The following is a 25014-nucleotide window of genomic DNA, read 5'->3' on the forward strand; positions in this document are numbered from 1 at the left end:
TCACCCGGGCGCGCAGCCCTTACCCTTCCGATAGGAGGGTCCCGCGCGGCGTCCATCATGCATCGGCGGGCTGGTCGTCTCCGGTACGGGCGAATTCCTCGTCAATGACAGAGCACCGCCAGCCGCTGGCTTTCACGGACACGAAACAGTTCTTTCATGATCGCCGAGCTGCGATGTCCCCGTCCGGGCGGTCATGGGGCTCAGCGCCAGGTGCTTCAGGGTGTGGGCGACTACGCTGCGGCTATGAACAGCGGCCCGCAGCCCGGCCACCGGGCAAAGATCACGGCCGAGGCGATCGTGGAGATCGCCGACGAGGCCGCCGTGATCGCGGCGGCGCTCGCCCACATGGAGCGCGGTAAATTCGGCAGCGACCGGGAACGTGAAGCGCGCCAAGCGGAGGTCAAGGGCGACACCGTCGCCGCTGTGGGTGGCTCGTGGACATCTTCGGGCTGCTTCCCGATGTGCCAGGCGCTCAGATCGTCCAAGGTTCCGACCGCACCGTTGAGGTCGACGAGGCTGGCTTGGAACTGTCGACGAACCCCGACTTCGCGGCTCTGTTCCCGGTCTGTCGGTGTGGCAAGGACTCCTGTGATGCGTGCGGTGGATTCCAGCTCACCCCGCGCACCGCGGCAGTGCTGTGGGCCATGGCCCACCTTCTGTCCGACCGTGGGTATGACGACGTCGCCGAGTACGGCGACGACCCGGTCACGGACGACGACGGGTGGGCCCTGTTCGGCCAGTACCCCCGGATCACGTGGCAGCAGGACGCGGTCTGGCGCAGGCAGGCAGCCCGCGCCTTCGACGACCTCGCCGCAGACATCGAGGCAGGCCGGTGGCCGCGCCCAACCTGCCCCGGCGAGGAGATGGCACTGCACCTGATGCTGCAGAACGCGCCGGACGCGGTCCAAGACGGCTGCACCGGAATCGACGACACGTTGCCCGAGTTGCCTGAGCACCCCGACGACTACGACTGGGACATGGCAAGCGAGGTGTTCTTCCAGGACCACGACATCCTCGACCTGTTCGACATGGAAAAGGACGGCATCGAGGACCCAGAGACCGAACTGAACCGGGCAACGGGCATGGGTGACTACCGCCCACAGGCGTGGTTCCAAACCTTCCTCAACATGCCGCCGCGAGACGGACGCAGGCCATTTCGGCGCTGAACAGACCGGCAATCTCGCTGATGATCACGGTTGGCGGTGTCCGCGGCTACGTGCTCGGCCAACCCTGCTGGTTGTGCCGCCTGCGGCGTGCGCCGATGGCGCTGCTACGTCCGGTCTTGCCCGCGCCCCGCGGTGCCAGCCAGTCGGTGTTGACACCGCGTGGCTTTTAGGCTCGTGAGTCGAAGTCTGCCCAGGCTCGGCCTTCACGGACAGGGCCGAGCAACATGCGGGCGCCTTGGTTGTCCATCGGGTTGAGCCACAGCATGTTGAGCAGTATTTGTTCGGCGGCGTCGAAGCGGCTCAGCCGCCACAGCGTGAGGGCCAAGCCGTGCATGGCGCGGGAGAACGGCCTGTTGTCCAACTCGGCCCAGGGTAGGAAGCCGGTGAACGGTTCAGGCAACGCGAGTTCGGCGACACCGACGGCGGTCTGGTAGTGGCCCAGCGCGGTACGCAGCCATACCTGCCGCTGCCGAGCATCGGGCGGTGGGGTCACGGTGACCGTGCCGGTGGGGTCGGCCAGGTCCAGGTACAGGTTGCCCAGGTGGGCGTGGGCGTCGATGTCGCGGGGCTCGCGGCGGGTGATCGCCCTCAGGGTTCGTTCGTAGGCGTCGACGTCGCCGGTGGCGTCGCGTCGGTCGAGGGCGCGGTCGATCGGCAGGTACCCGTCCGGGTCGCTTCCGGGTGGGTACGGGTCGGTCAGGGCGCAGTCGTCGCGGGTGCCGGCGGCGACGACGCGCTGCCACCAGTCGGTAGCCGCATCGGGGTCGTCTTGGTCGGCCATGACCGCGCCGAGGATCTCGACCGGGTCGTAGCTGCCCCGAACGCGTACCGCGGGCACGCCTTTGGCGCGGGCACGGGCCACCCGGTCTGGGACGCCGGGCTGCATCCGGTCCCCGCAGACCTGCGCCATCCGGTAGTAGCGGGATTCCAGCGCCAACGCCGACGAGTTCGTCCCGGCCGCCCGGTCGCCGGTGCCGGCAAGAAGGTCGAGGGCGTGGCGCATGCCGGCCGCGTCGAGCGGGTCGGGCAGCAGTCCCGCCTCGGCGGCCCGGACCACCCGGGTCAGCGCCGTCTGGTAGGGGATGTCGCTGACGGCGGCCAAGGCGCGGGCCAGCCGGGTGCGGTGTGTGCGGTTGGTGCTCATGACGTGTCGATCCCTGTCCGCCGGCAAGGTTCAGCGTCCCGCCCGTACGCCGCACCCGCGGCTACCACAGTCCACGTCGTTGGGTTGGTTGCGTTCGTGGCCGAGCGGCGGCTCGGTTCGCCGGTTTCACGCAACGGGCGGGTAGCGCCACCGGCGGGCGTCCACCAGACGCCCGCCGACAAGATACCCCCTCAGCCGCCTCGCGGCGCTCAGCGACCAGCCCTACCGGCGGGCGAAGTCCGGCCGGGACCAGCACCTGGGTCAGAGCATCGCCGGCCCGGTGTGCGGCCACAGCGCTTCGATGATGACCTCGATGCCGACGCTGAGCGTCGACTCGACGTCGTCGACGTCGAGCCGGCTGCCGATCAGGCTCAGGTGCTCGGGCAGCGAGTCGAACGAGCCGAGCAGGTGCTGCAGCGGTGGCCGGTGGTCGGGACGTTCACCCGCCTGGGTGACAAAGGAGATCGCGTACGCGACGGCGGCCGGCCACACCTGCTCCACGAACCGGTCCGGGACCGGTTCGTTCTCGTCCAGCCCCGCCTCACGCCAGTTCTCGGCCTCGATGTCGCGCACGCGCTGGCGCAGGCCGGGCAACTGCGCGTCGAGTGCGTTGACGATTGCCCCCAGCCGGGCGCCGGGCCCGAACCGGTCCAGCGGGGCGGGCCGGTCCGCGGGCGGCAGCCACACCCAGATCTGCTCCGGCTGCGACCAATCCTGCGAGGGGATGAGGAATGTGCCGGCCTCGCGCCACCGCTCGTGTAGCCGGTCACCGAACCCGGCCGGCGCTGCGCAGGCCAGCAACGCCGCGGGCCCGGCCCACCCGGCCGGTATCGCCAGGTCGGTGGCGGCGAGCTGGTCAAGCTGGTAGGCCAGGTAGGCGCTGGCGTGCGAGCCGGTGACGAACACGTCGCCGTCGAACGCGTAGACCGGACACAACGGCAGCTCCTCGGTGCCGGCGGCGGCCAGCAGGTGGCCGTACGGGTAGGCGTCCCCGCACACGCTGCAGGCGGCTCGGTTGACGGCCCGCGCGAGCGCGCGGGCGCGTGCGTCGGTGAGCATCCGTGCCCAGCTCGGCGATCACCTGGCCGGTCGGACGGTCGCCGCCGATCTGGCCGTGCGCTTCGAATCCGGACGGGGTCAGCGGCGCAGCCATCTCGACCCGCGGCGGCCGGGACAGGTCCAGCCGGTCGCCGTCATCGGGGTCCGGGTCGTCGCCGCCGAAGCTGCTGACCTGGTCGGCGCGGCCCACGGTGAGCCGTGCCGGCCCGGCGTAGCCGCGGTACTCCACGTTCTCGGGGAAGGTTTCGTACTCCACCGGCCAACCCGCCACCTGCAACGCCTGCATCAGCTCGGTATGCACGCCGACAGCGCTGAGCCGACCCACTCGATGCCGGGTGGTGCGCCGCGCGGCGACCGTGTACGGCAGACCGGTCGCCTGTGCGTGAGCCCTGGCCGCTTTCTTGCGGGCATTGTTCTTGACCATCGTCTTCAACCCTTCGGGCAGCCCCACACACTGCGCCGACATGAAAGACGGTCGCAAAGTTTGGCGCGCGAGCCGGAGGCCCTTGTCCGCGAACGCCGGGACGGTGCGGGCGTCGGTCGGCACGGAGACAGGCAAGCGCGAGCTGCCTGGCCCATGGTAGCTCTCGCGCGGTCCGAACGCCTGACCGCCGGGGTCGCAGACCCGGGCGGCGTGTCATTGCGCTGCCACCGCCCAGGTGACGTTCGACGAATGGGAGTGCATGGTTCGTAGACCATTCCCACCAGCACGCTTGCGGGCGCCTTTGGCCTTGTCGGCCATGGCCGGGTCGCCGCCGGCGGTGGTCCCGTTGGGTAACGACAGCCGCTGCCCGGAGCCGACGGCCACCGTCAACCTTTCCTATGACGAGCACGACTGGCGTTGCACCGCCACCGGTGACGGCGAGGTCCGCATCCAGATCACCTCGCACCCGGTCAGCCGCGGGCGGGGTACCGCAGGCCAGTGATCTGCGATACCCCGATTCCGAGCAGACGGAACTACGGAGCTCGGCACTTTCACCGCCGGCCACGGCTCCGAGCCGGGGATGGACCTGGTCGCTCATGGTCACAGCGAGGGTCTGGCATTGGTTGCAGGCCGCGCCCAGATCCGTAGCCTGTTCGATCCCGGATTGATCGACGTCTTGCGGGCTAGTGCGTCACCGTGCCAGCGGTTCGCCGGTGGTCAGATGGGTACACCGTTGATCGTTTCCGCGGGACGTTGGTAGCCGAGCATCACTTGGAGCCGTTGGTCGTGTACCCACAGGTCGGGTCGTAGTGGGTCGGAGAGTGGGCGGATCCATCGTTCGACGAAGCTCATCAGGACCGCTGTTCGTGGCTGTCCGGAGGAGTTGAAGGCTGAGCGGTGCCAGGTCGCTGCCGCCAATACCAGCAGGGTTCCCGGCTCTGCTCGGAATGTCTGGGCCGTGGTCGGCCAGGGCGCGGAGGGTCGCCGGGGTGGTTTGTGTGACCTGGGGACGAGGCGGGTTGCTCCGTTGCGCTCGTTGAACGGGTCAAGGGCCAGGACGCACTGGAGGCCGAGTATGCCGCCGTTGACCAAGTCGGTCATTTCGTTGTACGGGTAGTCGATGTGCCAGTCGTCGATGGGTTGGCCTGGGTTGACCACGTTGAGGCTGTAGTCGGACAGCAGGTAGTGCCGGCCGAGGAGGTTGTCGAGTAGGTCGGCCAACCCAGGCTTGACGAGCATGTCAGCGAAGATCGGGTCGTGCCGGTACAGGTCCCATACCCGTGTGGATTTCGGGTATCGGTTCGCGTATTCGCCGCCAGCGAGGATGTCGGCGGCGGTCTTGAGGGCGGTGCACTGGTCGGGTGTGGCGAAGCCTGGCCAGATGGCGTAGCCGCGTTGGCGGACCTCGTCGGCGAGCAGGGTGGGGACGACGATGGTCATGTCTGGCTCCTCGGCTCGGATGTTGATACGCGAAGTTCGATCAGGTCGGCACGGTGGTCGTGCCGGGACAGGTCGACGAGGACTCCGTCGTGTTCCAGCAGTTCGATGATCGTGTCGACGAAGGTGTTGAGATCGTCGTCGTCGCGGCGCACGGCGAACGTGCGGACCGTCGTGGTTTCCGGCTCGACGGCGTCGGCGCGGAGGCGGTCGTTCATCGCAGTCCTCCCATCAGGAGCCGGTTTGCTTGCTCGGCGCGTATGGCGTCCACGCCGACCAGATGGAGCGGTTGCGATGCCAACCATTCGCCGAGCGTTGTCAGGTAGTCCGCCACCGCCGCCTCGGGTAGCGCCCGAAGGTCGAGTAGCACAACTGTGGTGGCGGTAGATCGCAGGAGCCTCGCGATCCGGCGTTGGGCGACGTCCGGACTGCCGGAGCGGGCGTTGACCAGTTCGGCCGAAGTGAGGAACAACGCCGGGAGGGGCGGCTGGTGTCGAAGCCACCGCTCGACTGCGGACGAAGGGCCGGTCTGGATGAGCAAGCGGACGCCCTGATCCACGAATCTCTGCGGTGACACGCCTGGGTCGCAGTCCACCAGCGCCGCCGCCGGCGCGCCAGGTGTAGTTGTCGTGGGCCCGCTCGTGTTGAGCGACGCGAGCCCGACCACGCCGTCGTCGTGGCGGCTGTCAAGAACCACCGCGTTCCGGAGGCTCTCGGGCAACTGGGCGCGCAGCTTGTCCGGCTCGGTAGAGCCGGGTGCGATGAGGACCAGCATCAGCACCTTGGACGGGACCTCCGGGGGACCAGTCGACTCGGCGTGGTCGTGGATGGCCCGGACCACCGCGTCAATGGCCGCCGCAGACGCGGCAGGCCTTCGGACCCGAGGGCCCCGGCTGAGAGCTTCGCGGATGAGCGGTTCGAGGCTGTCGCGGTCGGGTGTTCCGACGGCTGCGCCGATCTGGGCGGCGGTGCGGTGGGCGTGTTCGTGGAGCCCTTCCATGAACGACGTGTCCGGCACGAGGACGAGTTGGCCTGTTCCGGTCAGTGCTTCGGAGAGCGCGTTGTTTCCGGGCTTGATGACGGCGACGTCCGCGGCGGCGAGCAGGGCGGGCAGGTGCGGTTCGTACCGCCGGACGGTGACGTTGGCGGTGTCGTGGAGCGTGCGGCCGGCGTAGTAGGGGCCGGTGACGAGGACGAACTGTGCGGGGTGTCCTTCCGTGGCGAGGCGTGCCGCGATCGTCTGGCAGGTGGTGAACAGGCGGTCGCCGTACCCGTCGGGCATCTGGTCGCCGCCCGCGCCGCCGTTGACGATGACGAGTGGCGCGCCGCCGGCTGCGTAGACGGACCGGGCCGCCGCCGCTTCTTCGCGGGTTGGGGTGTGGGCGATGTTGCCGACGAAGGTGAACCGGCCGCTGGACTCCACGGCGGCCAGCGAGTCGCCGGTGTGCCCTTCCTGGTGGAAGGCGTCGCGGTCTTGGGCGATGAGGATTTGGTCGTAGTGGGCGAAGTCTCCGCGTTGGCGGATCTGGTCGAAGGAGAGCCCGTCGAGGCGTCGCATGACCAGCAGTCGGGGCCGGTCTGCTAGAGATGGCAGTTGCCGGTACCGGGCGTCGGGGTAGGTGTCCTCGATGGCCACGGCAGGGTCGAGCCGGTCGAGCAGCCGGTTCAGCAGGTCGGTGTAGAGGTCTTCGGCGATGGCCGATGGGACCCGGTGCAGCAGCGGGAAGTTGACCACCCGTACTGGCGTGTTCCGGTACAGGGCCAGGGAGCTGGCCTGGCTGATAACGATGGGTCGGAGCTGGCCAGCGTGCTGGATCGCCTCGGCGATCAGCAGGGCTCGGCGGATGTGGCCGAAGCCGATGCCGTTCTTGACCAGGAAGACCGCGTTCCTCATCGTGTCCCGGCCCTCCCGCTCGTGTCGGCGTCGGCGAGTCCGAGCAGCGTCAGTAGTGCCGTCCGGGCTCGGTCAGGGCCGTGCCGTTCTTCGATGGTCTTGCGTGCGGCTTGGCCGAGCCGATCCCGCTCGGCTGGGTCGTCGGCAAGATCGAGTAGGTTGGCGGCCATCGCGGTGACATCGTGCTCGGCCACCAGTCGCCCGTTGACTCCGTCGGCGATGGCCTCGGGGATGCCCGCGTGGTTTGTGGCGATGACCGGGAGCCCGGCGGCCATGGCTTCGAGGATCGCCAGCGGCTGCCCTTCGGTGTCCCCGTCTTGCGGCGACGTGATGGCGTGGTGCAGAAGAATGTCCGCAGTTCGGATGAGGGCGAGTGTGTCCGGGTGCGGGAGCCGGCCGTGGAGGTGAACCAGCCCGGTCAGCTCGTACCCGGCCACATAACGGCGGACCTCGCCCATCAGCGGGCCGTCACCAACCAAATCCAGGACGAGGTGTCGATGTTGGCTGGCCGCGTCGCGGAACGCTTCCAGCAGCAACAGCGGCGCCTTCTTCGGCACCAGGCGGCCGACGGCTAGGCAGCGGACCTCCGGGCCGCGGCCGCTGGCGGCGGCTGGGCGAGGCGGCGGGATTTCGACGCTGTAGCGGACGACGTGGATCTTCTCGGGCGGTAGCCCGAGGGTTCTGAGGGCGTTGGCGGCGACCTGGCTGGGGACGATGATCCCGGCCGCCTGCTCGCACCGGCGGTAGGCGTCGCGCCACCGGCGTTCGGTCAGCCTGGCCGAGACGTCGACCCCGTGTCCCCGTAGCCACACGCGGACCGGCTGCCGGAGGAGGAAGTCGAACCAGCGGTCGGCGAAGTCCAGGTACTCCACGAGAACCGCCTCGACCTGGTGCGTCGAGAGGAACTCGGCCACCGCGTCGAGACGTACGGCCGACGGTGCCGGGTCGCCGGGCAGCGGCTCGAAGGCAAGGACGGGACAGTCGCCGGCATCCCAGGCGGCGCCGTGGAGGACCGTCTCGCCTCGGGGAGGGGGGTCCGCGACGACGGCGGTCCCGCCCGGCAGCAGCTCACGGGTGTCCCAGCGGATGAAGGTCTCGCTGATCACGCCGATCTCGGGCAGGAAGACACAGAGCGGGCGCGACACGCGGAACAGTATCGGGTGCCGAGACGATTGGTCGCCAGGCCCCACAGGCGCCGGCCGGCTCGCGCCGCGACCGTAATCACTCAAGCTGCAATCGGCCGGTCGACTAGATTGATACCCCATGGCGACCCTGGAAAAGCTGCTTCATGATCGGCTCGCGTCCGCCTTCGAGGCGGTGGCCGGCCAGCCGGCCGACCCCACCCTGCGCCGATCCCAGCACGCGGACTTCCAGGCAGACGGCGCCCTCCCCCTGGCCCGCCAGCTGGGGCGCAAGCCCCGGGACATCGCCGCCGATGTGGTACGGGCGGCGCGGCTCGATGATCTGTGCGCGTCGGTGGAGATCTCCGGGCCGGGGTTCATCAACCTGACCGTGGCCAACGAGGCGCTCGCCCCCCTGCTAGCCGGGATGAGCCGGGACGAGCGGCTCGGTGTCCAGCCGGCCGCGGTCCCGGACACGGTGGTGGTCGACTACTCGGCGCCGAACGTGGCCAAGGAGATGCACGTCGGTCACCTGCGTTCCACGGTGATCGGGGATGCTGCGGTCCGGCTGCTGGATTGGCTCGGCCACCGGGTGATCAGGGCCAACCATCTCGGGGACTGGGGCACCCCGTTCGGCATGTTGATCGAGCATCTGCTCGATATTGGCGAGTCCGAGGCGGCCCATGAGCTGTCGTTGGGTGACCTCAACACCTTCTACCAGGCGGCCAGGGCCAAGTTCGACGCCGACGACACGTTCAAGGAACGTGCCAGGACCCGGGTCGTCGCGCTGCAGAGCGGGGACGAGCAGACCCGGCGGCTGTGGCGGCTGCTGGTCGACGAGTCGGAGAAGTACTTCCTGGCCGTGTACGACCGGCTGGACGTCTGCCTGACCGAGAAGGACTTCGCCGGCGAGAGCTTCTACAACGACATGCTCGTCCCGGTCGTGGAGGAACTGGACCGGCTCGGGCTGCTGCGGGACAGCGACGGCGCCAAGGTGGTCTTCCCCGAGGGGTTCACCAACCGGGAAGGCGACCCGCTGCCGATCATCGTGCAAAAGCGCGACGGCGGGTTCGGCTACGGCGCCACCGACCTCGCCGCCATCCGCTACCGGACGCAGGAACTGGACGCCACGCGCCTGCTCTACGTGGTGGGGCTGCCGCAGCGGCAGCACCTTGAGATGGTGTACGAGGCCGCTAAGGAGGCCGGCTGGTTGAAGCCGCCGGCACGCGCCGCACACATCGGGTTCGGCTCGGTGCTCGGCCCGGACGGCAAGATCTTCCGGACCCGGGCCGGCGACACGATCAAGCTCGTCGTCCTGATCGACGAGGCGGTCGCGCGGGCGGCGGCGCTGATCGAGCAGAAGAATCCCGACCTCGACGAGTCCACCCGCGTCGAGGTCGCGCGGATGGTCGGAATCGGTGCCATCAAGTACGCCGACCTGTCCAACGACCGCACCCGCGACTACGTGTTCGACTGGAAGCGGATGCTGTCCTTCGACGGCAACACCGCTCCCTACCTGCAGTATGCACGGGCCCGGATCCTGTCGATCTTCCGCCGTGGCGAGGTCACGCCGGTACGGGACCTGGCCGCGATCACCGTCGCCGAGCCGGCGGAGCGGGCACTGGCGATCGAGCTGCTTGCCTTCGAGGGCGTGGTCGTCGAGGTTGCCGAGTCGCTGGAGTTCCACCGGCTCGCCAACTACCTCTACGGCGTGTCGACAGCGTTCACCGCGTTCTACGAGAAGTGCCCGGTCCTGCGCGCCGAGGGCCAGGTACGCCAGAGCCGGCTCGCGCTCAGCGACCTGACCGCCCGGGTGCTCGGTCGCGGACTCGGCCTGCTCGGCATCGGCACCCCCGACCGCATGTGAGCTACAGGTACCCGAGGGCGCGGCACCACGGCCGCAATCCCTCGGGTATCTCGGCGTCCGACGGCAGCGCCCGGCCGGGCAGCACCCGACCGGTGCGGATCCGTTCGGTGAAGTCTCCGATGCCGGACAGGAACGGGCCGTGGTCGCCCTTGCCGTACTCGATCATGTCGGCCTCCCACGGCACATCGAGGTACGCGCACAGCTCCCGGCTCACCCGCTCCGGCTCGGCGGTGAAGTCCTCATAGCGGATGGTGATGCCGGACAGCGCCTGCCGCGCGTGGCCGAGGTGGGTCAGGAATAGCTCGACGAGTTCGGCCGACTCAGCGGGTGTCGCATGGGGCCGGGCCGCGATCGCCGACTCGACCACGTGTACCGGGTGGCGCAGCAGGAAGATGTAGCGGGCCTCGGGCCAGCATTCGGCGACGCGGCGCCAGCGCAGCAGGTTCGTCGGGGTCTTGTCGACCACCAGGTGCTTGCCGGAGCGGGTCAGCTCCCGGTGCAGCAGCCGGTCCCACAGCAGGTGCTCCAGCTTGCGCTCGTCGAGCTGCGCGACCTGCATGGCCAGCCGCGCGAACTGGCTGTCCATCCCCACCGTCAGGTCCACCAGGTGCAGCTCGTGGGGAGCGTGGATGTGGGAGTGAGTGTCGAGCACGCAGCGCAGCAGTGTCGACCCGGACCGGATCGAACTCAGGATGAACACCGGTGACGCAACCAGCCGCTCCACCCCAGCTTCATAGCCGAATCGGTGGCTCTCTATCCAGCCCGAGTGTGCGACGCAATTGTCCCGGCGCTGGGCGCCGGTTGAGCACGTCGTGCGCCAGCGTGGTGAGCAGGTCGAGCGCGGGCGCGTCCCGGACGACGATACGGTGGTCCAGGAGCGCCCGGAGCACCTCGACGTGGTCGTGTTCGGCTATCTGCGGGTCGACGTTGCCGGTTGTGGCGGCCTCGCTGAGGACCTGGTTGAGCAGGTCGCTGCCGAGCACGGCGTGGCAGGCGTCGACGGTGAACAGCTCGATCGGGTAGTCGGGATCGGATACGTAGCCCAGACCGCTCTGAAGGATCCCGAACTCGGCCTTGACCAGCTTCATCTGGGCGGTGCCGAGTGGCTTCTTGATCAGGACGAAGCAGTCGAGGTCGCTGCCCGGGCCGGCGCGACCGGCGGCGACCGAGCCGTAGATGAAGGCGGCGACCAGGTCGACACCGAGCCGTTCGTCGAGGAAGGCTGCGACTACGCGCGTGTTCACGGCGCGTCGCTCCAGCCCGCAGGTCCGGTGACGGTCCCCCGACCATCGCCGCCGGTTGGCTCGGCGCCGGTGATGGCGGCAAGCATGGCCGGCACGAGCGGCTTCGCGGTCCGTGCCAGCAGGTCCGCCGCGTCGTCGAGGTCGGCTTGGGTGATCAGCGGGTTTCCCGGACACGCGGCCATGATCGTGTAGCTGACGTCCGTGCCGGCGCCGACCCGATCAGCCAGGTCCGCCAAGGTGTGCTCGTCGAAGCAGGCCTCGCCTGACTGGTACAGCATCGTGTTCAACCGCGACGTGTACCGGCTGACGACGTGGGCCGCATGACGCCTGCGCTCCGGAGCAAGCTCCCGTATCGCCTGCCGGACCGCGGGCGGGCACAGGACGAACGCCAGGCGGTAGAAGTCGACGTCGTTGAGGGACACGAACAGGCCGGCCTCGTCGATGCGTCGTTCCAGGTAGCGCACATGGGCCTGGCGGCTCTCCACTAGGTCACCGAGGCGCCGCACACCGACGTGGCGCAGCAGCATCCAGGTTGCGAGGCTCTCGAACCCACGGGAGCCGAGGAACGGTGTGATCAGGCCGAGGTCCCAACAGTCGTCGGCCAGCACAGCGGTCTCGTGCCGGCTGAACTGGGTCAGGACGCCGCGCTCCCGGAACAGCACGTACGAGGACGGGTAGGGCGTGAACAGTCCCTTGTGCGGATCGAGGGACACAGAGTCGGCTTGTTCGATGCCGGCCAGGTGCCGTTGGCGCAGCCGTTCACTGAAGATGAGGCTGCCGCCGTGGCAGGCATCGACGTGGAACCAGACACCGTGGCGGCGGCAGATCGCGGCGAGCGTCGCGAGGTCGTCCAAGCCGGTGGTGCGGCAGTTTCCGGCGACCCCGACCACCATGAACGGGGTCGTCCCGGCCGGCGGATCCGTCAAGGCCGCTTCGACGGCCGCCGGATCCGTGGTGTACCCGGAACGAGCGCCGACGCTGACGATGCTGTCCCAGCCCAGACCCAGGTGGAACGCGGCGTCGCTGTGGGAGTAGTGGGCGATCGGACCGGCCATGACGACCGTCGGCCGGATGCCCACACCTGGCAGGCCCTGCCGACGCACCTGCGGGAACCGCCGGCTGAGCGCCACCAGCATCGCGAGGTGGTTGGACAGGTGGCCACCGGTCGCCCACAGGCCCGCCACGTCCTTGACCCCACGCAGGCTCGTCAACGGCGCGGCCTCGTACCCGACCAGATCGCGCAGCCACTCGATGACCTGGATCTCGACAAAGGTCGCCGCGGGTGCGCTGCGGTCAACCGCGATCAGATTCTGGTTGAGCAGCCGGCCGAGCAGGCCACCGGCCATCGCCGCGATGGCGTTGCCCGAGTCCGGGAACGCCAGATACCGCGGGTGGGACTGCGACACCGAGTAGCGGGCGATCTCGGCTTCCAGCTCCGCCAGGACCGTGTCCAGGTCAGCACCTTCGGATGGCAGCGGCCGATCGAGTAGAGCCATCAGGTCCGCCGGTGGGCGGTACCGCAGGTACGGCTCACCGTGGTCGGGGCGGTGGATGAAGTCCAAGCCGATGCGGGTGGCCGCGGCCAGCGACTCCGCGTGCGTCTTCCGCGCCGCGCCGCTTCCGACCAGGTAGGTGTCCAGCAGCTCGCGATCGAGCCCGCCGATCGCGGTCCCAGCGGCGTGCAACAGCTCGTCAACGAGATGGACCGGATCGGTGGTAAGGCGCTGGTACCAGTGCGCGGTCTGCATCCGGTGGGCGGCGAGGCGCTCCGTGCCGATGGCGTCAAGAACCTCGACGAGCGCGGCGGTCCGGATGGCCGACATGTCGTGTGTGCTGCTGGCTCGGTGGCGAAGGCTGCGGCAGATGTCGGCTTCCATGGCAGCCTCGAACGCCTCCAGACACGCGACGAGCTGGGCCGAGTCGGTGACCGCGGTCAGATGGCGGAAGAGTCGCGCCTCCAATTCGACGGGGACAAAGTCGCCCCAGAAGTGGCCGAGCTCGTGCCCGTACAGGACGCCACCGTCCCGATCTGGAGCAGGACGGGTGTGCCGGCCTTCCAGCGCGACGCTCGCCTCCAGCTGCTCCCTACGCTGGCGCCAGGTGACCGTCGTGACGCCGAGCAGCGCCCGTTCGAAGTCATCCGCGGGCATCGGATGGCCGTCCGGCACGTCCGGCTCACCGTCGACGAGTGTGAACAGCCGCGCGTTCTCCTCGGCGGTGAGGCAGTCGGCGAAGAAGACCCGGTGCCACAGTAGACACTCCGCCGCCCGCACGGGATCGTGCCGGGCGTCGACGGTTTCCTCGAAGTCGATCAGCACGATCTGGTCGTTACGCAGGAACATGTTTCGGGGCGCGAAGCCCTGCCACACGACGCCATGGTCGATCATCGCTGCGCGCAGCGCGGCGAGCGACATCACGAGCGCCGCACGCTCGGCACCGTCGAGGTCCCGCGAGCGCAGGCGGTCCTCCAACGTGAGCCCAAGATGGGGCGCGAAGACCCACGGATCGCCGCCGGGCACGTCGACGACCGCGTACTCGTCGTGCGCCTTGATGCTGAGCGGCGCCGCCCGCGACGCGGCGGACAGCACCGGCGCCATCCGGCTCTGATGCCGCGACCGCGCCGCGACCGTGTCGGCCGGCCACCTCAGCGCGACCAGGTCGTGGCCTGCGACGCGAACCAGGTGTGCTTGCCGCCCGGGATGGATGGGGACGTTTGTCTGCTCGAGGCGTGGCCGTCCCGTAACAAACCCGGTGACGTCAGGACAGGACGCCACGAGATCCTGGACCGGGTCGGCGCCGACGACCGTGGGGGCGCTGCCGCTGCGGTGGTCGTTTGCAGTCGGGTGTGGCATTCCCGCCAGCAGCGCCGCGGCGCCACCCGGGTTGTCCGCGACCGTTGCGCGTGCCGAGTCGACGGCCTCAGGCGGTGCGCCCGGTTCGAGCTGCGCCAGGACGACCGCGTACCGGTCGGCGAACCGCTCCGACAGCGTGCCTGATGAGGACAGCATCGCCCGCCACGCTGCGACCCGATCCGCGCGGCGCGCGGCGGCAACCTCTACCTGAGACGTCGTCAGAGTCACGCCGGCGTCCCTGTCGGTCGGTACCGCTGCTCCAGCTCGGCCAGGATCTCGGCTTTCACCGCTGGGCGCTGGGTGTGGTACATCGAACCGGAGGCGACCTTGCGGTCGCAATGGAACACGTCCAGCGGCCACGCCTCCGGAAACGCGATCTGCCGCCCACCCGTTGTACCGACGTGGGAGACGAGATCCTCCCAGTTGTAGCTCAGATCCGGACGATCGATGAACACGTCAAGGTCCCACGCCCCGAAGCGTTCCGCGACGGGAACGAACCGTGCCACGTGGTACGCGATGAAGTGCGTCGACAGCCGATTGACCGACCGCACCCCAGCTTCGACGGGCGGGCCTTCGTCCGCCAGCTTCCACGACCACTGGTCGTAGTCGTTCACCTTGGACAGCACCGGAACCTGCGGATGCCGCTCGAACAGCTCGCGGCACGCGGTCAACACGTCGAACGAGCTCTCGGTCCGGTACATGACCACGTCGTCCTCGACCACGATCAGATACGGCGCCCGCAGGCTGAAGCAGCGGCGGTGGCCGTTGTTCGACGCATCCCCGCTCGCTACATGCCGGTGACGGCGGCGTAGCTGCAGTTCGTCCACGCCCCACACGTCCAGCAGCGCCGGAAGCTGCTCGGCGACATCCGCAGGGGTTCCGTCGGCCCGTATCACGACCTCGAACGACTGGGACGTTCCGCCGGTCAGCGCTTCGAGGCATCGTGGCAGTGTCGTCTTGAGGAGGTCGAGTCCGGAGTGGAACAGGAACGCGATCTGAAACGTCGGGTTGTCCATCAGCCTCTTCCGCATGAGTAGGAGAGGTGTACGCCGCGATGCCGGCGACAACTCGGTCAAGCGAACGAGCGCAGCGGCACCTTTCCCTCCGCGCTTCCCGCGTTACTCCCACGCTGGTCCGCCCATCAGCAACCCGCTCCTGAAGATCGAGCGAAGAGTGCAGGGAGCGCCGGCCATCGGTGTAGATCCACGATCACCTCTTGATAAGGCTGAAGCCGTTCGCCGAAAGGGGGAACCTGAATACCCGTGGGCCGCCCAGGTGCCAGGCCAAGTAACCGTCAGGTTCGATTCTGCGACGCGTAGAGCAGAGCCCAAAACACTATGGTGTACTGGTCTTGTCCTCGTCTTGTACTGGCTTCACCCACGTGATCTCCACTAGTCTCACGGGCGATCCCACAAAGCTTTGGCGTGGTTTCGGGAGACGTCAGTGATCACGGTGGTGAGGTGGACCGGCCGGGAGGGTCGGGCTCTTCGTGAGGCGCGGCGCATGAGCCTCAGGGCCTTCGCGGCCCACCTTGGGGTCGCCGTCGCCTCCGTGACCAATTGGGAACGGCGCGGCCACCGAATCCGGCTCCGCGACGAGACCCAGCAGATCCTCGACCGCGACCTCAGCCGGGCCGACGAACACGTACGGCAGCGTTTCGAAGCCGCGCTCAGCGCGGCTACACCCGCGACCCCCACAAGGTTGCAGACCCAGGGCACGGCAACGCCGTTGGCGAACTTGGGCGGGTTCAGCCCGGTAGAGCCGACTCCGGTGCCGAGAAAGGTTGGTCGCAAGGAGATCGCGCAGGTTCGGCTGGCGGCTGACCTGTTCACGTCCTGGGACAACGCGCACGGTGGAGGGCTCGCCCGCGAGGCAGTCTTCGCACAGCTGAGCTGGTGCGCGAAGCTGCTGCACGTCGACAGCCCGGAGCCGGTTCGCCGTGATCTGTTCGCCGCCGTTGCCGAGCTCGGCGGGATCGCCGGGTTCATGGCCTTCGACGCTTACGCCCATACCGACGCGCGACGAGCGTTCGAGTTCAGCCTCCAGTGCGCTGAGGAGTCCCGGAACTGGCACGTACGGGCCTCGATCCTGTCGATGCGCGCGCGGCAGGCGATTTGGTGCGGTAACCCCGATGACGGACTTATCTATGTCGAGAAGGCTTTGGTCCGTAGTGACCAGCTCACGGCGACCGAGCGGGCTTCACTGCATACGCTTCGCGCCCGTGCGCTGGCAAAGATGCGCCGCCACCACGAAACCCTCACCGCTGTGGGCGTCGCGGACGAGGCGTTCGCGCATGCCAAGCCCGCCGACGATCCGCCGTGGATGGCCTTCTACGACCACGCCCAGCATCACGGCGACACCGGACACGCGCTGTGGGACCTGTCCGTCCGAGGACGGCGTACCGAGGCCGCGCCGCGCCTGGCGTACTCCGTCGCGCACCACACTCCGGAGTACGGCCGCTCCCGGACCATGTCCCGAATCAAGCTGGCCAGCCTCACCATGATCACCGGCGACCCGCGCAAGGCAGCCGCCGTCGGGCACAAGGCACTCGACGACATCGCGGACCTGCGTTCACGTCGTGCCATCGATGACGTCCGCGAACTGCGCCGACTCGCCGGCCGCCACCGCACCATGACGGAAGTGGAGAACCTGCGCGACCGGATCACCGAAGTCCTGGACGACCAGTGAACGCCACCGACGACATTCTCCGTGCCGCCTGCCAGGCAGTCGGGCTCGACCATCGTGGCGCCGAGATTATCCGATCCTCCGAGAACACGCTCTACCGGTTGCAAGGCGGCATCGTGGCCCGCGTCACCCGCCACGGGCAGCTCCCCGCGGCGGAGAAGGAGGTCCGCGTCTCCCGCTGGCTTGCTTCCCTCGGCGTGCCGGTCGTGGAGGCACTCCCCGACCTCAAACAGCCAGTAGCCGTCGATGGCCGGGCGGTGACGTTCTGGCGGGAGCTGCCCGCCCACCGCTACAGCACTCTCGGCGAACTGGCCACCGTCCTACGCCGCCTCCACCGGCTGCCGGCACCCGACTTCGATCTCCCACCCATCGCCCCGTTCGTCCGTCAACGCGAACGCATCACCGAGGCCACTGCACTCGAGCCCCATGACCGCCGTTGGCTTCTTGACCACCTCACCGACCTCGAGGCCCGCTTCGCCGACCTTCCTGCCGGGCTGCCGTGGTGCGCTGTACACGGCGACGCATGGGCCGGCAACGTTGTCGTCGCAGACCATGAACCGATCCTGCTCGACCTCGAACGTTTCGCCCTCGGCCCCCCCGAATGGGACCTGACATCCATCGCCGTCGACTACACGACCTTCGGCGACATGACCGCCGAGCAATGGGCCCAGTTCTCTGCGAGCTACGGCTACGACGTCACCACCTGGGACGGATTCCAGATCCTCCGCGACGCACGCGAACTACGAAAGGTCACCTTCGCAATCCAGATCGCCGCCGACCGGCCAGACGTTACTGCTCAAGCTCGCTACCGACTCCGATGTATACAGGGAAAACAAGGACCCCGACCATGGGGATGGGTCGGAGTCCCATGACCATCACCGGCCCGACGCCACAGGCGACTGAAACGCACCAAGGCTGCACACGCCGTCAACGACCTGCTCGAATCCACGCCGACATGGCCGCCCAATAACCCCTGCGGACCGGCCAGGAGGCCAGGGTCCTGCGCGAGACACGACGCGTTAGCATCCGCGCCTTGGACGCCCTGCGCTAGTGCGCCTTGGACGCCCTGCGCTAGTGTGCCGACCATGGCCGCGCTGCCGGTGATCAGGATCTCGCGCCGTCTCACCTCATCCGCCTCGCTAGCCAGTATTGCCTCAAACCGCTCCCGAACGTCATGGGAGGCGCGACGCAGGTCAATGTCGAGCAGCTGCTGCGTTTCGGTGTTGAGGCGAGCCCGTTCACCCCTGCTGTCCCAGTTCGAGACTGTCGCGACGGCGAGGCCAAGTTGCGCGGCGTACGCGCGGATGCTCATGCGCTGTGCCTGGCGCAGCGCGGCCGCCTCGCGGCCGGTCCATTGGCCCGCTACGACCATCGCTGCTTCGCCCCCGTGTCGTCACGGTTTTGCAGGCGGCTGGCCAGCACCGGGATTGCGGTGATCTTGCCTTCGGGGAGGTGGTCCCAGAGTATGCCGGCCGGTCGGCGGCTGCCGGGGCAGGTGATGATCGTTTCTGGTGTGATGATGGCGTCGACGCGGAAGTCGTGTGCGGTCTCTGGTATTGGTCGGTCGATGATCTGGAGGGGGTGCACGGTGGTGACGATGGTGGTGTTCGTCCCGATCTTGCCGGCGTCGGCGAGCAGGCCCAGTTCGAGGTCGGAGTAGCCGGCGCCTTTGCCGATGCGGGCCCCGGTAGCGTTGACGGCTACGCTGCCACACACGATCAGATCGATGCCTGGAACGTTTTCGACGGCGATGGTTGGGGCGAATGTCGCGGCGGCTTGGTGCGCGGCTGCCTCGGTCGGGGGGATTGGAAGCGTGGCGGGGTCGAGTAGGTAGAACGGTCTGATGGTGGCGAGGTTGGGTACGGCCATGTAGACGGTCTTTCCGCCTTGCAGCGCGAGCGCCCGTACGGGGAGTTGTGCCCGGTCGGGGTTGGCTTTGATCGTGTGGGCGGTCGACCAGGCGGTCAGGGTTGTCAGGCGGGCGGCGGCGGCGTCCGCACCGACGAAGGCGGGGATGTGGCCGGACACGCCGGGCTCGACGGCGTTGTGGCGCTCGAGTAGGGACCATGTCTGCTCGCGGATTTCCTGTTTGGCCTGCTGGCTCGACACCTCATCGCTCATGTGTGCCCCTTATCCGGTCATCAGGGTGAGTAGCCGGTCGTGGACTTGCCGGACGGCGGTGTGGTGGTGCCAGGGGGCCAGCGCCTTGCCGGCGCCGAACGCGACGGTCAGGCCGGCGCCGCCGCGGGTGGTTTCGATGATGTCGATGGCTTGGTGCAGGCTTGCTGTCGCCTCGTCGATCTTTCCCTGACGGGTGTGAGCCAGCGCGAGGTTGGCCGCCGCGACCGCGGCGGCTTTGGTCTGGACGCCGGTGCGGGCCAGCGTTTCGGTCAGGTAGCCCGCCGCTTTCGGTGCGTTGTCGAGGAACAGGTAGCAGGAGCCGGCCATCCGGCTCAGGTCTGTTGGGCTGTACAGGAATGCCGCGCCGTCCGTGTTGTGGATTTGGCTGAAGTGGTCCTCGGCGGCGTTGAGGGCGGCTTCGCAGGGTTGCGTGCGCCGGCGCATCGCGTGGGCCTATGCCACGTGGAGCAGCGCCTGCCCGGCGACGACGTTGCTGCCGGCCGTACGGCTGGCGTTGACGGCTTGGGTGGCCATGTCCAGCCCGGCGATTGGGTCTTTGCGGCCGTATAGCGCTATGTAGCTGCGTCGAAGCTGCGCGCGGGCGGCGGCTAGGCGGTCGCCGCATTCGTCGGCGGCTTGGGCGGCTTGGTCGAGATAGGACAGTGCGGTGGTGTGGTCGCGGCGCAGTGAGGCGTCCCATACCAGTTGGCCCATCAATGTCGCGGACTCGGCCACGGCCGCGAGCAGGTCGCGGCGTACGCGGGTGTTGGCGGCGTGAGTGCTGAGGAAGCTGATCTGGCCGTGTCGCTGTCCGGCGGTGCCGAGCAGGGACGCCGATGGCGCCCGATCGTATTCGGCGTCCAGTGCGGCCACGTGTTCCCGCAAGTAGGCGACGGTGACCAGGTCGATGCTGCGCGGGTGGGCCATCACAAACTCCAGCCGCCGTGCGCCGTCGCGGGGCAGTGGCAGGGCCGGCGGTGCGGGCAGGCCGGCGACGGCGGTCTCGAATCGGGCTCGTACGTCATCGGACGCGCGGCTGAGGTCGGTGTCCAGGATCTGCTGGGTCTCGTCGCGTAGCCGGATCACCTCGCCGCGCCGTTCCCAGTTCGTCACGGATGCGACCGCCACGCCCAGGTGCGCGGCGAACGCACGTACGCTCATGCGCCGCGCCTCTCGAAGGGCCCGCGCTTCCCGGCCGGACCACCGCACCACCGTGGTCACTGGAGCATCTCCGACAGGGCGAGGTTGCGGGGCCAGGTCACCACGTCAGCCTAATGGCGTTCGGGGGAGTGCGGGTAGCACAAGACCGGCACAAGACCGGTACGCCATCGCATTCCCGGCGCTGTTGTTCGCGTCGCAGGATCAACACCAGCAGATGTCGATGCCCCCAGCGCGATCACGGTGAACTCTGGCAGAGCGTGTGAGCAACGGCGGCGTATTGGACTGGCCCCGGCCGGACGAGACGAAGCCTCCGCCCGGCCGGGCAGCCCACCACAGCGACGTCAGTGCGAGCGGGTAGAGGGCTTTGGGGGGCGTCAGGGATCGTGAGCATTTGGCAGCACGTCGGGCTGGCACCGGTGCGGGCCCGTATACGTGTCGTCCGCAACCTGGCGGTCATCGCGGACCCGCTGAGCTCCCATCAAGCGCTCGATCCTCACGGCGCCGATGATGACCTGACGAAGGACGAGTGGTCACCTCGTGACGTCAATAGAACCACCGGCGGCTCGTACATGGTTGCGCGGCTGGTCAATCGCTGCCCAACCATCCACCCAGATCGCTTGCCCTCTCTGCGCGCCACTGCTGACGTGCCGAATGCGTCGGCGCGCTGGCCGAGCCTGAACCGGTGTGCCGGCGCCTGGGAGCAGCCGTGAGCGACGACATCGAGCTGCAGAGGCGGCCGTCATCGGCACGGGAGCTGTTCGGCGCCGAACTGCGCCGGCTACGACTGTCGCGGCAGCGTTCGCAGGAACAGTTGGCCACCGCGGTGGTGCACAGCCGAGCTTTGATCGCGGCCGTGGAGTTGGCCGAGCGGTGGCCGCCGCGGGACCTCGCGGTGCGCTGCGACAGTTCACTGCAGAGTGGGGGGACGCTGTCTCGATTGTGGCCGTTGGTCGAGGCCGAACGTCGGGCCGCCCGGGAAGTGTTGTCCGGGGTACGGCTGTCGGACTTGCGCGCGGTCGTGTTACGGCTGGCCGTGCTGACCGGCACTGACTTGACGGTGCTGACTGTTGCCGAGCCCGACGACCCGCCGCCGAGGCCACCGCTCGGTCCTGACGACCCTGGGTCCTTGGGGAGGCCGCACGATGTGTAGCGCGTCCGCAGGCCTCCGTATGGCTGTCACAACTGTTTGTGACAGCCGATGGCGTAGCGCGATAGAGGATGGGTGTGGCCAGATGGTCACGCCCGGCGCGGTCGCCGGCGGCCGTTTCGGTGGGGTGCTAGTTGGCCGAGCAGACGTGAACCAGGGTTCTCACGGTCGTTGGGGATCAAGCGGGGAAGGACGACGAAGCGCCGTGCACCTGCCGGTCGCAGTGGTTCGCCAGCAATGGGTTGGTCCGCGCCTTCAGAAGGGTTCGACGGCTATCGAAGGTGCCGCTCGCGGTTTACGGCCGCCGGTGGCATCCACCCCTCAGCCCTTGGGTAGTTCGGATTGCGGGACCGTCCCGGTCGGTATCGCACCCGACCCGGGCTGGGGTTGGGCTGTGCCGCCTCGCAGCAAGGGGCGGCACAGCCCGCTAGGACGACACCGGTCAACGGCACACCGATCCCGTGGTCGTCCTTTGTGGATGTCGGCGGCCAGGCCGTTGGCGGTCGCGGTCCTACGGGTGGGCTGTGCATGGGTTTGGTGGGAGCGGCGATGACGATGCTGTTGGGTCCGTTGGCCGACGACTTGTGGCGGATCGGGCATGAGGACACCACGGGTAACCCCTGGATCGATGCGGACAGTATGGGTTTGGGGTTGGCTGCCGGGTTGTTGGGTGAGTTGTGGTTGGGGCGGCATGTCCGGATCGGGCAGGGTCGGCTGGAGGTGGCTGTCGAGCAGCCGTCGCCGGTTGATGGGCTGGGCGAGTCGATTGTGCGGCTGTTGGCCCGGGAGGCCAGTGATTTCACGTTGGCTTCGTGGTTGTCGTTTCTGGCCCGGGACTCCTACGAGCAGGTGACCCGGCGGTTGGCCGAGGCCGGGCACGTTAGGCCGCAGCGGCGGGGCCTGACTGGTTCGGCGTGGGTGGCGACTGACACGTCGCGGGCGTTGGCGCCGGCGTTGCGTCTGCGTTTTCGGCTGGGTAAGGGTTATCCGCTGGTGAGCTACGAGTTGGCGTTGTTGGGGTTGTTGTCGGCGTGCGGGCTGGAGAAGGCGCTGCTGTATCCGGCGAACACGCCGGGCGTGTTGCGGGAGCGGCTGGCCGAGTGGCTGCGCTGGCCGGACATGCCCCCGGCATTGGCCGATCTGGTGAAACACACCCGTGCGGCGGCCGGCCGTGCGGTGCTGACGGCTCGCCACCCACAGCTAAGCCTTTGACCCCCGGCCGGCCGTTTCGATCGCTCTCACCAAGGTCTTGGAGTTGTCCGTGTCGATCAGAGAAAGTGCAGCCCGGTTCAGCGTGGCCGAGGCTTTGCGGGCTAACCGGTTGGGCACCAGTTCGCTGGTGTTCTTCGCGGTCGCCGCCGCCGCGCCGCTGACCGTGATCGCGGGTGGGGTGAGTACCGGTTACGCCGATACCGGCTTTGCGGGCATCCCAGCCGCCTATTTGGTGATGGCGGTGATTTTGCTGTTGTGGTCGGTCGGCTACACCACCCTGGCCCGGCACATCGTCACGGCGGGCTCGCTGTACGCGTACATCGGCCGCGGCCTGGGTCCGCGGGCGGGTCTGGCCGCCGGCGGGGTGGCGTTGCTGGCGTATCCGGTGATGCACGTCGGTCTGGTGGCTGGGTTCGGTGCGGTCTTCACCGACGTCATCGCGGTGGTCGCCGGGGTGGAGGTGCCGTGGTGGGCCGGTGGGTTCGCCGCGTTGGCGGCGATCGCGGTGTTGGGGACGCGGAAGGTGGACCTGTCCGGCTGGGTGCTCGGGGTGCTGCTGCTGGGCGAGGTCGCGGTGGTGCTGGTCTACGACCTGGTGATGCTGACCCACCCCGACCAGGGCCACATCGCGGTCGGGCCGTTGTCCCCGGCGCATATCGTGGCGACGGCGGGTGGGTTCGTCGCCCTGGTCGGGGTGACGGCCAGCTTCACCGGTATCGAGCTGCCGACGGTCATGTCCGAGGAGGCCAAAGACCCGCGCCGCACGGTGGCCCGGGCGACCCGGCTGGCGGTGCTGCTCACCGGCGGCCTGTACGCCGGCTCGGCGTGGGCGTTGACCGTCGCGGCCGGGCCGGACAACATCCAAACCCAAGCCCAGGCCCATGGTCCGCAGCTGATTTTCGAGCTTGTCTCGCCCCATGTGGTGGCGCCGCTGGTCCAGCTGGGCCAGCTGCTGTTTCTGACCTCGCTGTTCGCCGCCGCTTTGGCGTTCCACGCCACCGCCGCCCGCTACCTGTACGCGTTGGGCCGCGAAGGTGTCCTGCCCGCCGTGTTGGGCACTGCGGGACGGCACACCGGTGCACCCGCCCGTGCGTCCCTGGTGCATAGCCTCATCGCGGTCGTGGTGTTGGTCGGCTACCTCGCGGCCGGGTTCGACGACCCGCTGACCCACCTGCTGTTCTGGGGGACCGTGGCGGGCGGGTTCGGTGTGCTGATCCTGATGACCGCCACCAGCGTCGCGGTGATCGTCTACTTCCACCGGACCCCGTTCACCGGCGAGACCGCCTTGCACCGGCGGGTCGCCCCGACGATCTCCGGGGTGCTGCTGGCCGTCGTCCTGGTTGCCAGCCTGGACCAGTTCCCCATCCTGCTCGACGTCGATCCCGGCTCGCCGGCCCGGTGGGTGATTCCCGGCGGCTACCTGGCCGCCGCTCTGGCCGGGCTGGCGTTGGCGGCTTGGCTGCACCGTACCCGCCCCGACGTGTACGCCCGGGTCGGCAGCGGCGCCGACGCACCCACCACCGCCGCTTCGGTGAACCGCTGATGAAGACCCCCGCTTCGACCGACGACACCTGTGAGGAAACCCCTGCCGTGACCGACACACCCGCCGGCCCGCACGTCCGTATCGCCACCAGCGCGGACACCGACCAGATCACCAAGATCCTGGTCGAGGCGTTCCTGGACACCCCCGACGCCCCGTGGCTGATACCCGACCGGGACGAACGCCGCACCGTCTACCAGCGGCTGTGCCGCGCGCTGGTCGGCTTCACCCTCGCACACGGCTACATCGAAGTCACCGACCCGGTCGACGCGGCCTCGGTCTGGTTCGACTACGCCTACACCCCACCGGACCTGGCCGCCTACGACCAGCTCCGCACCACCGCCTGCGGCCCGTACGCGGACCGGTTCCGGCTCCTCGACGACACCTTCGCCGCCCACCATCCCCGCACACCGCACCACTACCTGGCCTGGCTCGGCGTCCACCCGGACCGGCAGTGCACCGGCCTGGGCAGCGCGTTGCTGCGCCACCGCAACGAGCGACTCGACACGGCGGGCCTGCCCGCCTACCTGGTCGCCACCTCGTCCGGTGCGGTCGACCTGTACGTCCGGCATGGCTACCAACCACGTCGGGGGACCCCGTTTTTCCTTCCCGATAGCGGACCGCCGATGTGGGGGATGGTGCGACGTGCTGTCGCACACGATGAGCGGACATCGCAGATTGGAGGGTCGACGGTGGTCGACGGCGTCGTTCCAGGCTAGTGCTCGAAACCTGTACCGGCGTGCGTGCATGGGTCCTGCTCACTACCCGACTGGAGGCCACGCCGACAACAACCCGTCTTGGCGCTCCACTATGGACTGTCTGCCGGCCGGATTTCCCCCCATCCGGCGGGCGGACAACCGGTCGGGGTCGAAGGGAAGCGCAGTGGCAGCACCCCGAACCACCCGCCTCCCCGGGCCGGGCGTGCCCACGCCGCGTCTGG

General features: G+C 68.7%; 23 protein-coding genes. 10 read left to right on the forward strand and 13 right to left on the reverse strand.

All coding sequences use genetic code 11. The features are described from left to right. The first annotated feature begins 434 nt into the window (after window positions 1–434). Entirely contained in the window at window positions 435–1166 is a 732-nt protein-coding gene (locus tag RB614_RS31665) for a hypothetical protein (protein ID WP_308716352.1), read from the forward strand. A 166-nt stretch (window positions 1167–1332) separates the two neighbouring features. Here RB614_RS31665 and RB614_RS31670 read toward each other — a convergent pair whose 3' ends face one another. Then, window positions 1333–2310: a hypothetical protein gene (locus tag RB614_RS31670; RefSeq protein ID WP_308716353.1), complete on the reverse strand. Its 978-nt coding sequence runs from the start codon at window positions 2308–2310 to the stop codon at window positions 1333–1335. Window positions 2311–2571: 261 nt separating this feature from the next. Continuing rightward, window positions 2572–3369: a hypothetical protein gene (locus RB614_RS31675; RefSeq protein ID WP_308716354.1), complete on the reverse strand. Its 798-nt coding sequence runs from the start codon at window positions 3367–3369 to the stop codon at window positions 2572–2574. A gap of 740 nt (window positions 3370–4109) precedes the next feature. On the opposite strand from RB614_RS31675, the gene RB614_RS31680 reads away from it, so the two are divergent. Beyond that, the gene (locus RB614_RS31680; RefSeq protein WP_308716355.1) at window positions 4110–4295 is read left to right on the forward strand and encodes a hypothetical protein; all 186 of its coding nucleotides are present in this window, start codon (window positions 4110–4112) and stop codon (window positions 4293–4295) included. 215 nt (window positions 4296–4510) lie between these two features. On the opposite strand, the gene RB614_RS31685 is transcribed toward RB614_RS31680, so the two are convergent. Genes RB614_RS31685 through RB614_RS31700 form a run of 4 tightly spaced genes read right to left on the reverse strand, consistent with a single transcriptional unit; the run spans window position 4511 to window position 8269 of the window. Then, a complete protein-coding gene (locus RB614_RS31685) occupies window positions 4511–5233 on the reverse strand; it encodes a phytanoyl-CoA dioxygenase family protein (protein ID WP_308716356.1) in 723 nt (240 codons plus the stop codon). Next, on the reverse strand, window positions 5230–5448 hold the full coding sequence (locus tag RB614_RS31690; RefSeq protein WP_308716357.1) for a hypothetical protein: 219 nt from the start codon (window positions 5446–5448) through the stop codon (window positions 5230–5232). Before RB614_RS31690 ends, RB614_RS31685 begins: the two co-directional genes overlap by 4 nt. Then, window positions 5445–7124: a hypothetical protein gene (locus RB614_RS31695; protein ID WP_308716358.1), complete on the reverse strand. Its 1680-nt coding sequence runs from the start codon at window positions 7122–7124 to the stop codon at window positions 5445–5447. Before RB614_RS31695 ends, RB614_RS31690 begins: the two co-directional genes overlap by 4 nt. Continuing rightward, complete coding sequence (locus RB614_RS31700) at window positions 7121–8269, reverse strand: glycosyltransferase family 4 protein (RefSeq protein WP_308716359.1); 1149 nt, start codon at window positions 8267–8269, stop codon at window positions 7121–7123. The genes RB614_RS31695 and RB614_RS31700 overlap by 4 nt, the downstream gene beginning before the upstream one ends. A 118-nt stretch (window positions 8270–8387) precedes the next feature. Here RB614_RS31700 and argS point away from each other — a divergent pair, with 118 nt between their 5' ends. After that, window positions 8388–10112 carry an arginine--tRNA ligase gene (argS, locus tag RB614_RS31705; protein WP_308716360.1) on the forward strand — a complete coding sequence of 575 codons (1725 nt, stop codon included), beginning with the start codon at window positions 8388–8390 and terminating at the stop codon, window positions 10110–10112. A gap of 1 nt (window position 10113) precedes the next feature. Here the strand turns inward: argS and RB614_RS31710 are convergent, their stop codons facing one another. The 4 genes from RB614_RS31710 to RB614_RS31725 all read right to left on the reverse strand — a co-directional run bounded on the left by RB614_RS31710 (window position 10114) and on the right by RB614_RS31725 (window position 15224). Beyond that, window positions 10114–10836 (reverse strand): sulfotransferase family protein, encoded by a 723-nt coding sequence (locus tag RB614_RS31710; RefSeq protein WP_308716361.1) that lies wholly within the window; start codon window positions 10834–10836, stop codon window positions 10114–10116. A gap of 7 nt (window positions 10837–10843) precedes the next feature. Next, window positions 10844–11356: a nucleotidyltransferase domain-containing protein gene (locus RB614_RS31715; RefSeq protein ID WP_308716362.1), complete on the reverse strand. Its 513-nt coding sequence runs from the start codon at window positions 11354–11356 to the stop codon at window positions 10844–10846. Next, window positions 11353–14364 carry a pyridoxal phosphate-dependent decarboxylase family protein gene (locus RB614_RS31720; protein ID WP_308716363.1) on the reverse strand — a complete coding sequence of 1004 codons (3012 nt, stop codon included), beginning with the start codon at window positions 14362–14364 and terminating at the stop codon, window positions 11353–11355. Before RB614_RS31720 ends, RB614_RS31715 begins: the two co-directional genes overlap by 4 nt. Window positions 14365–14432: 68 nt before the next feature. Continuing rightward, complete coding sequence (locus RB614_RS31725) at window positions 14433–15224, reverse strand: glycosyltransferase family protein (protein WP_308716364.1); 792 nt, start codon at window positions 15222–15224, stop codon at window positions 14433–14435. A 439-nt stretch (window positions 15225–15663) separates the two neighbouring features. Between RB614_RS31725 and RB614_RS31730 the strand changes: the two genes are divergently transcribed. Beyond that, a complete protein-coding gene (locus tag RB614_RS31730; protein ID WP_487379838.1) occupies window positions 15664–16896 on the forward strand; it encodes a helix-turn-helix domain-containing protein in 1233 nt (410 codons plus the stop codon). Then, on the forward strand, window positions 16893–17765 hold the full coding sequence (locus RB614_RS31735) for a phosphotransferase enzyme family protein (protein ID WP_308716366.1): 873 nt from the start codon (window positions 16893–16895) through the stop codon (window positions 17763–17765). The genes RB614_RS31730 and RB614_RS31735 overlap by 4 nt, the downstream gene beginning before the upstream one ends. A 490-nt stretch (window positions 17766–18255) precedes the next feature. Here the strand turns inward: RB614_RS31735 and RB614_RS31740 are convergent, their stop codons facing one another. The 3 genes from RB614_RS31740 to RB614_RS31750 are packed head-to-tail and all read right to left on the reverse strand — an operon-like array spanning window position 18256 to window position 20175. After that, window positions 18256–19014 carry a 5-formyltetrahydrofolate cyclo-ligase gene (locus tag RB614_RS31740; protein WP_428983149.1) on the reverse strand — a complete coding sequence of 253 codons (759 nt, stop codon included), beginning with the start codon at window positions 19012–19014 and terminating at the stop codon, window positions 18256–18258. Between the two features lie 9 nt (window positions 19015–19023). Then, window positions 19024–19458, reverse strand: a complete 435-nt coding sequence (locus tag RB614_RS31745; protein WP_308716367.1) for a hypothetical protein — start codon at window positions 19456–19458, stop codon at window positions 19024–19026. A 9-nt stretch (window positions 19459–19467) separates the two neighbouring features. Next, window positions 19468–20175, reverse strand: a complete 708-nt coding sequence (locus RB614_RS31750) for a hypothetical protein (protein ID WP_308716368.1) — start codon at window positions 20173–20175, stop codon at window positions 19468–19470. Between the two features lie 383 nt (window positions 20176–20558). On the opposite strand from RB614_RS31750, the gene RB614_RS31755 reads away from it, so the two are divergent. The 5 genes from RB614_RS31755 to RB614_RS31775 all read left to right on the forward strand — a co-directional run bounded on the left by RB614_RS31755 (window position 20559) and on the right by RB614_RS31775 (window position 24793). Further along, complete coding sequence (locus RB614_RS31755; protein WP_308716369.1) at window positions 20559–20885, forward strand: hypothetical protein; 327 nt, start codon at window positions 20559–20561, stop codon at window positions 20883–20885. After that, entirely contained in the window at window positions 20882–21325 is a 444-nt protein-coding gene (locus RB614_RS31760; protein ID WP_308716370.1) for a hypothetical protein, read from the forward strand. Before RB614_RS31755 ends, RB614_RS31760 begins: the two co-directional genes overlap by 4 nt. A gap of 546 nt (window positions 21326–21871) precedes the next feature. Then, entirely contained in the window at window positions 21872–22534 is a 663-nt protein-coding gene (locus tag RB614_RS31765) for a GOLPH3/VPS74 family protein (protein WP_308716371.1), read from the forward strand. Window positions 22535–22643: 109 nt separating this feature from the next. Beyond that, window positions 22644–24077: an APC family permease gene (locus tag RB614_RS31770; protein WP_308716372.1), complete on the forward strand. Its 1434-nt coding sequence runs from the start codon at window positions 22644–22646 to the stop codon at window positions 24075–24077. Window positions 24078–24124: 47 nt separating this feature from the next. Further along, window positions 24125–24793 carry a GNAT family N-acetyltransferase gene (locus tag RB614_RS31775; RefSeq protein WP_308716373.1) on the forward strand — a complete coding sequence of 223 codons (669 nt, stop codon included), beginning with the start codon at window positions 24125–24127 and terminating at the stop codon, window positions 24791–24793. Window positions 24794–25014: the final 221 nt, after the last annotated feature.

The organism is Phytohabitans maris (genome assembly GCF_031085175.1).
Lineage (GTDB): Bacteria > Actinomycetota > Actinomycetes > Mycobacteriales > Micromonosporaceae > Phytohabitans > Phytohabitans maris.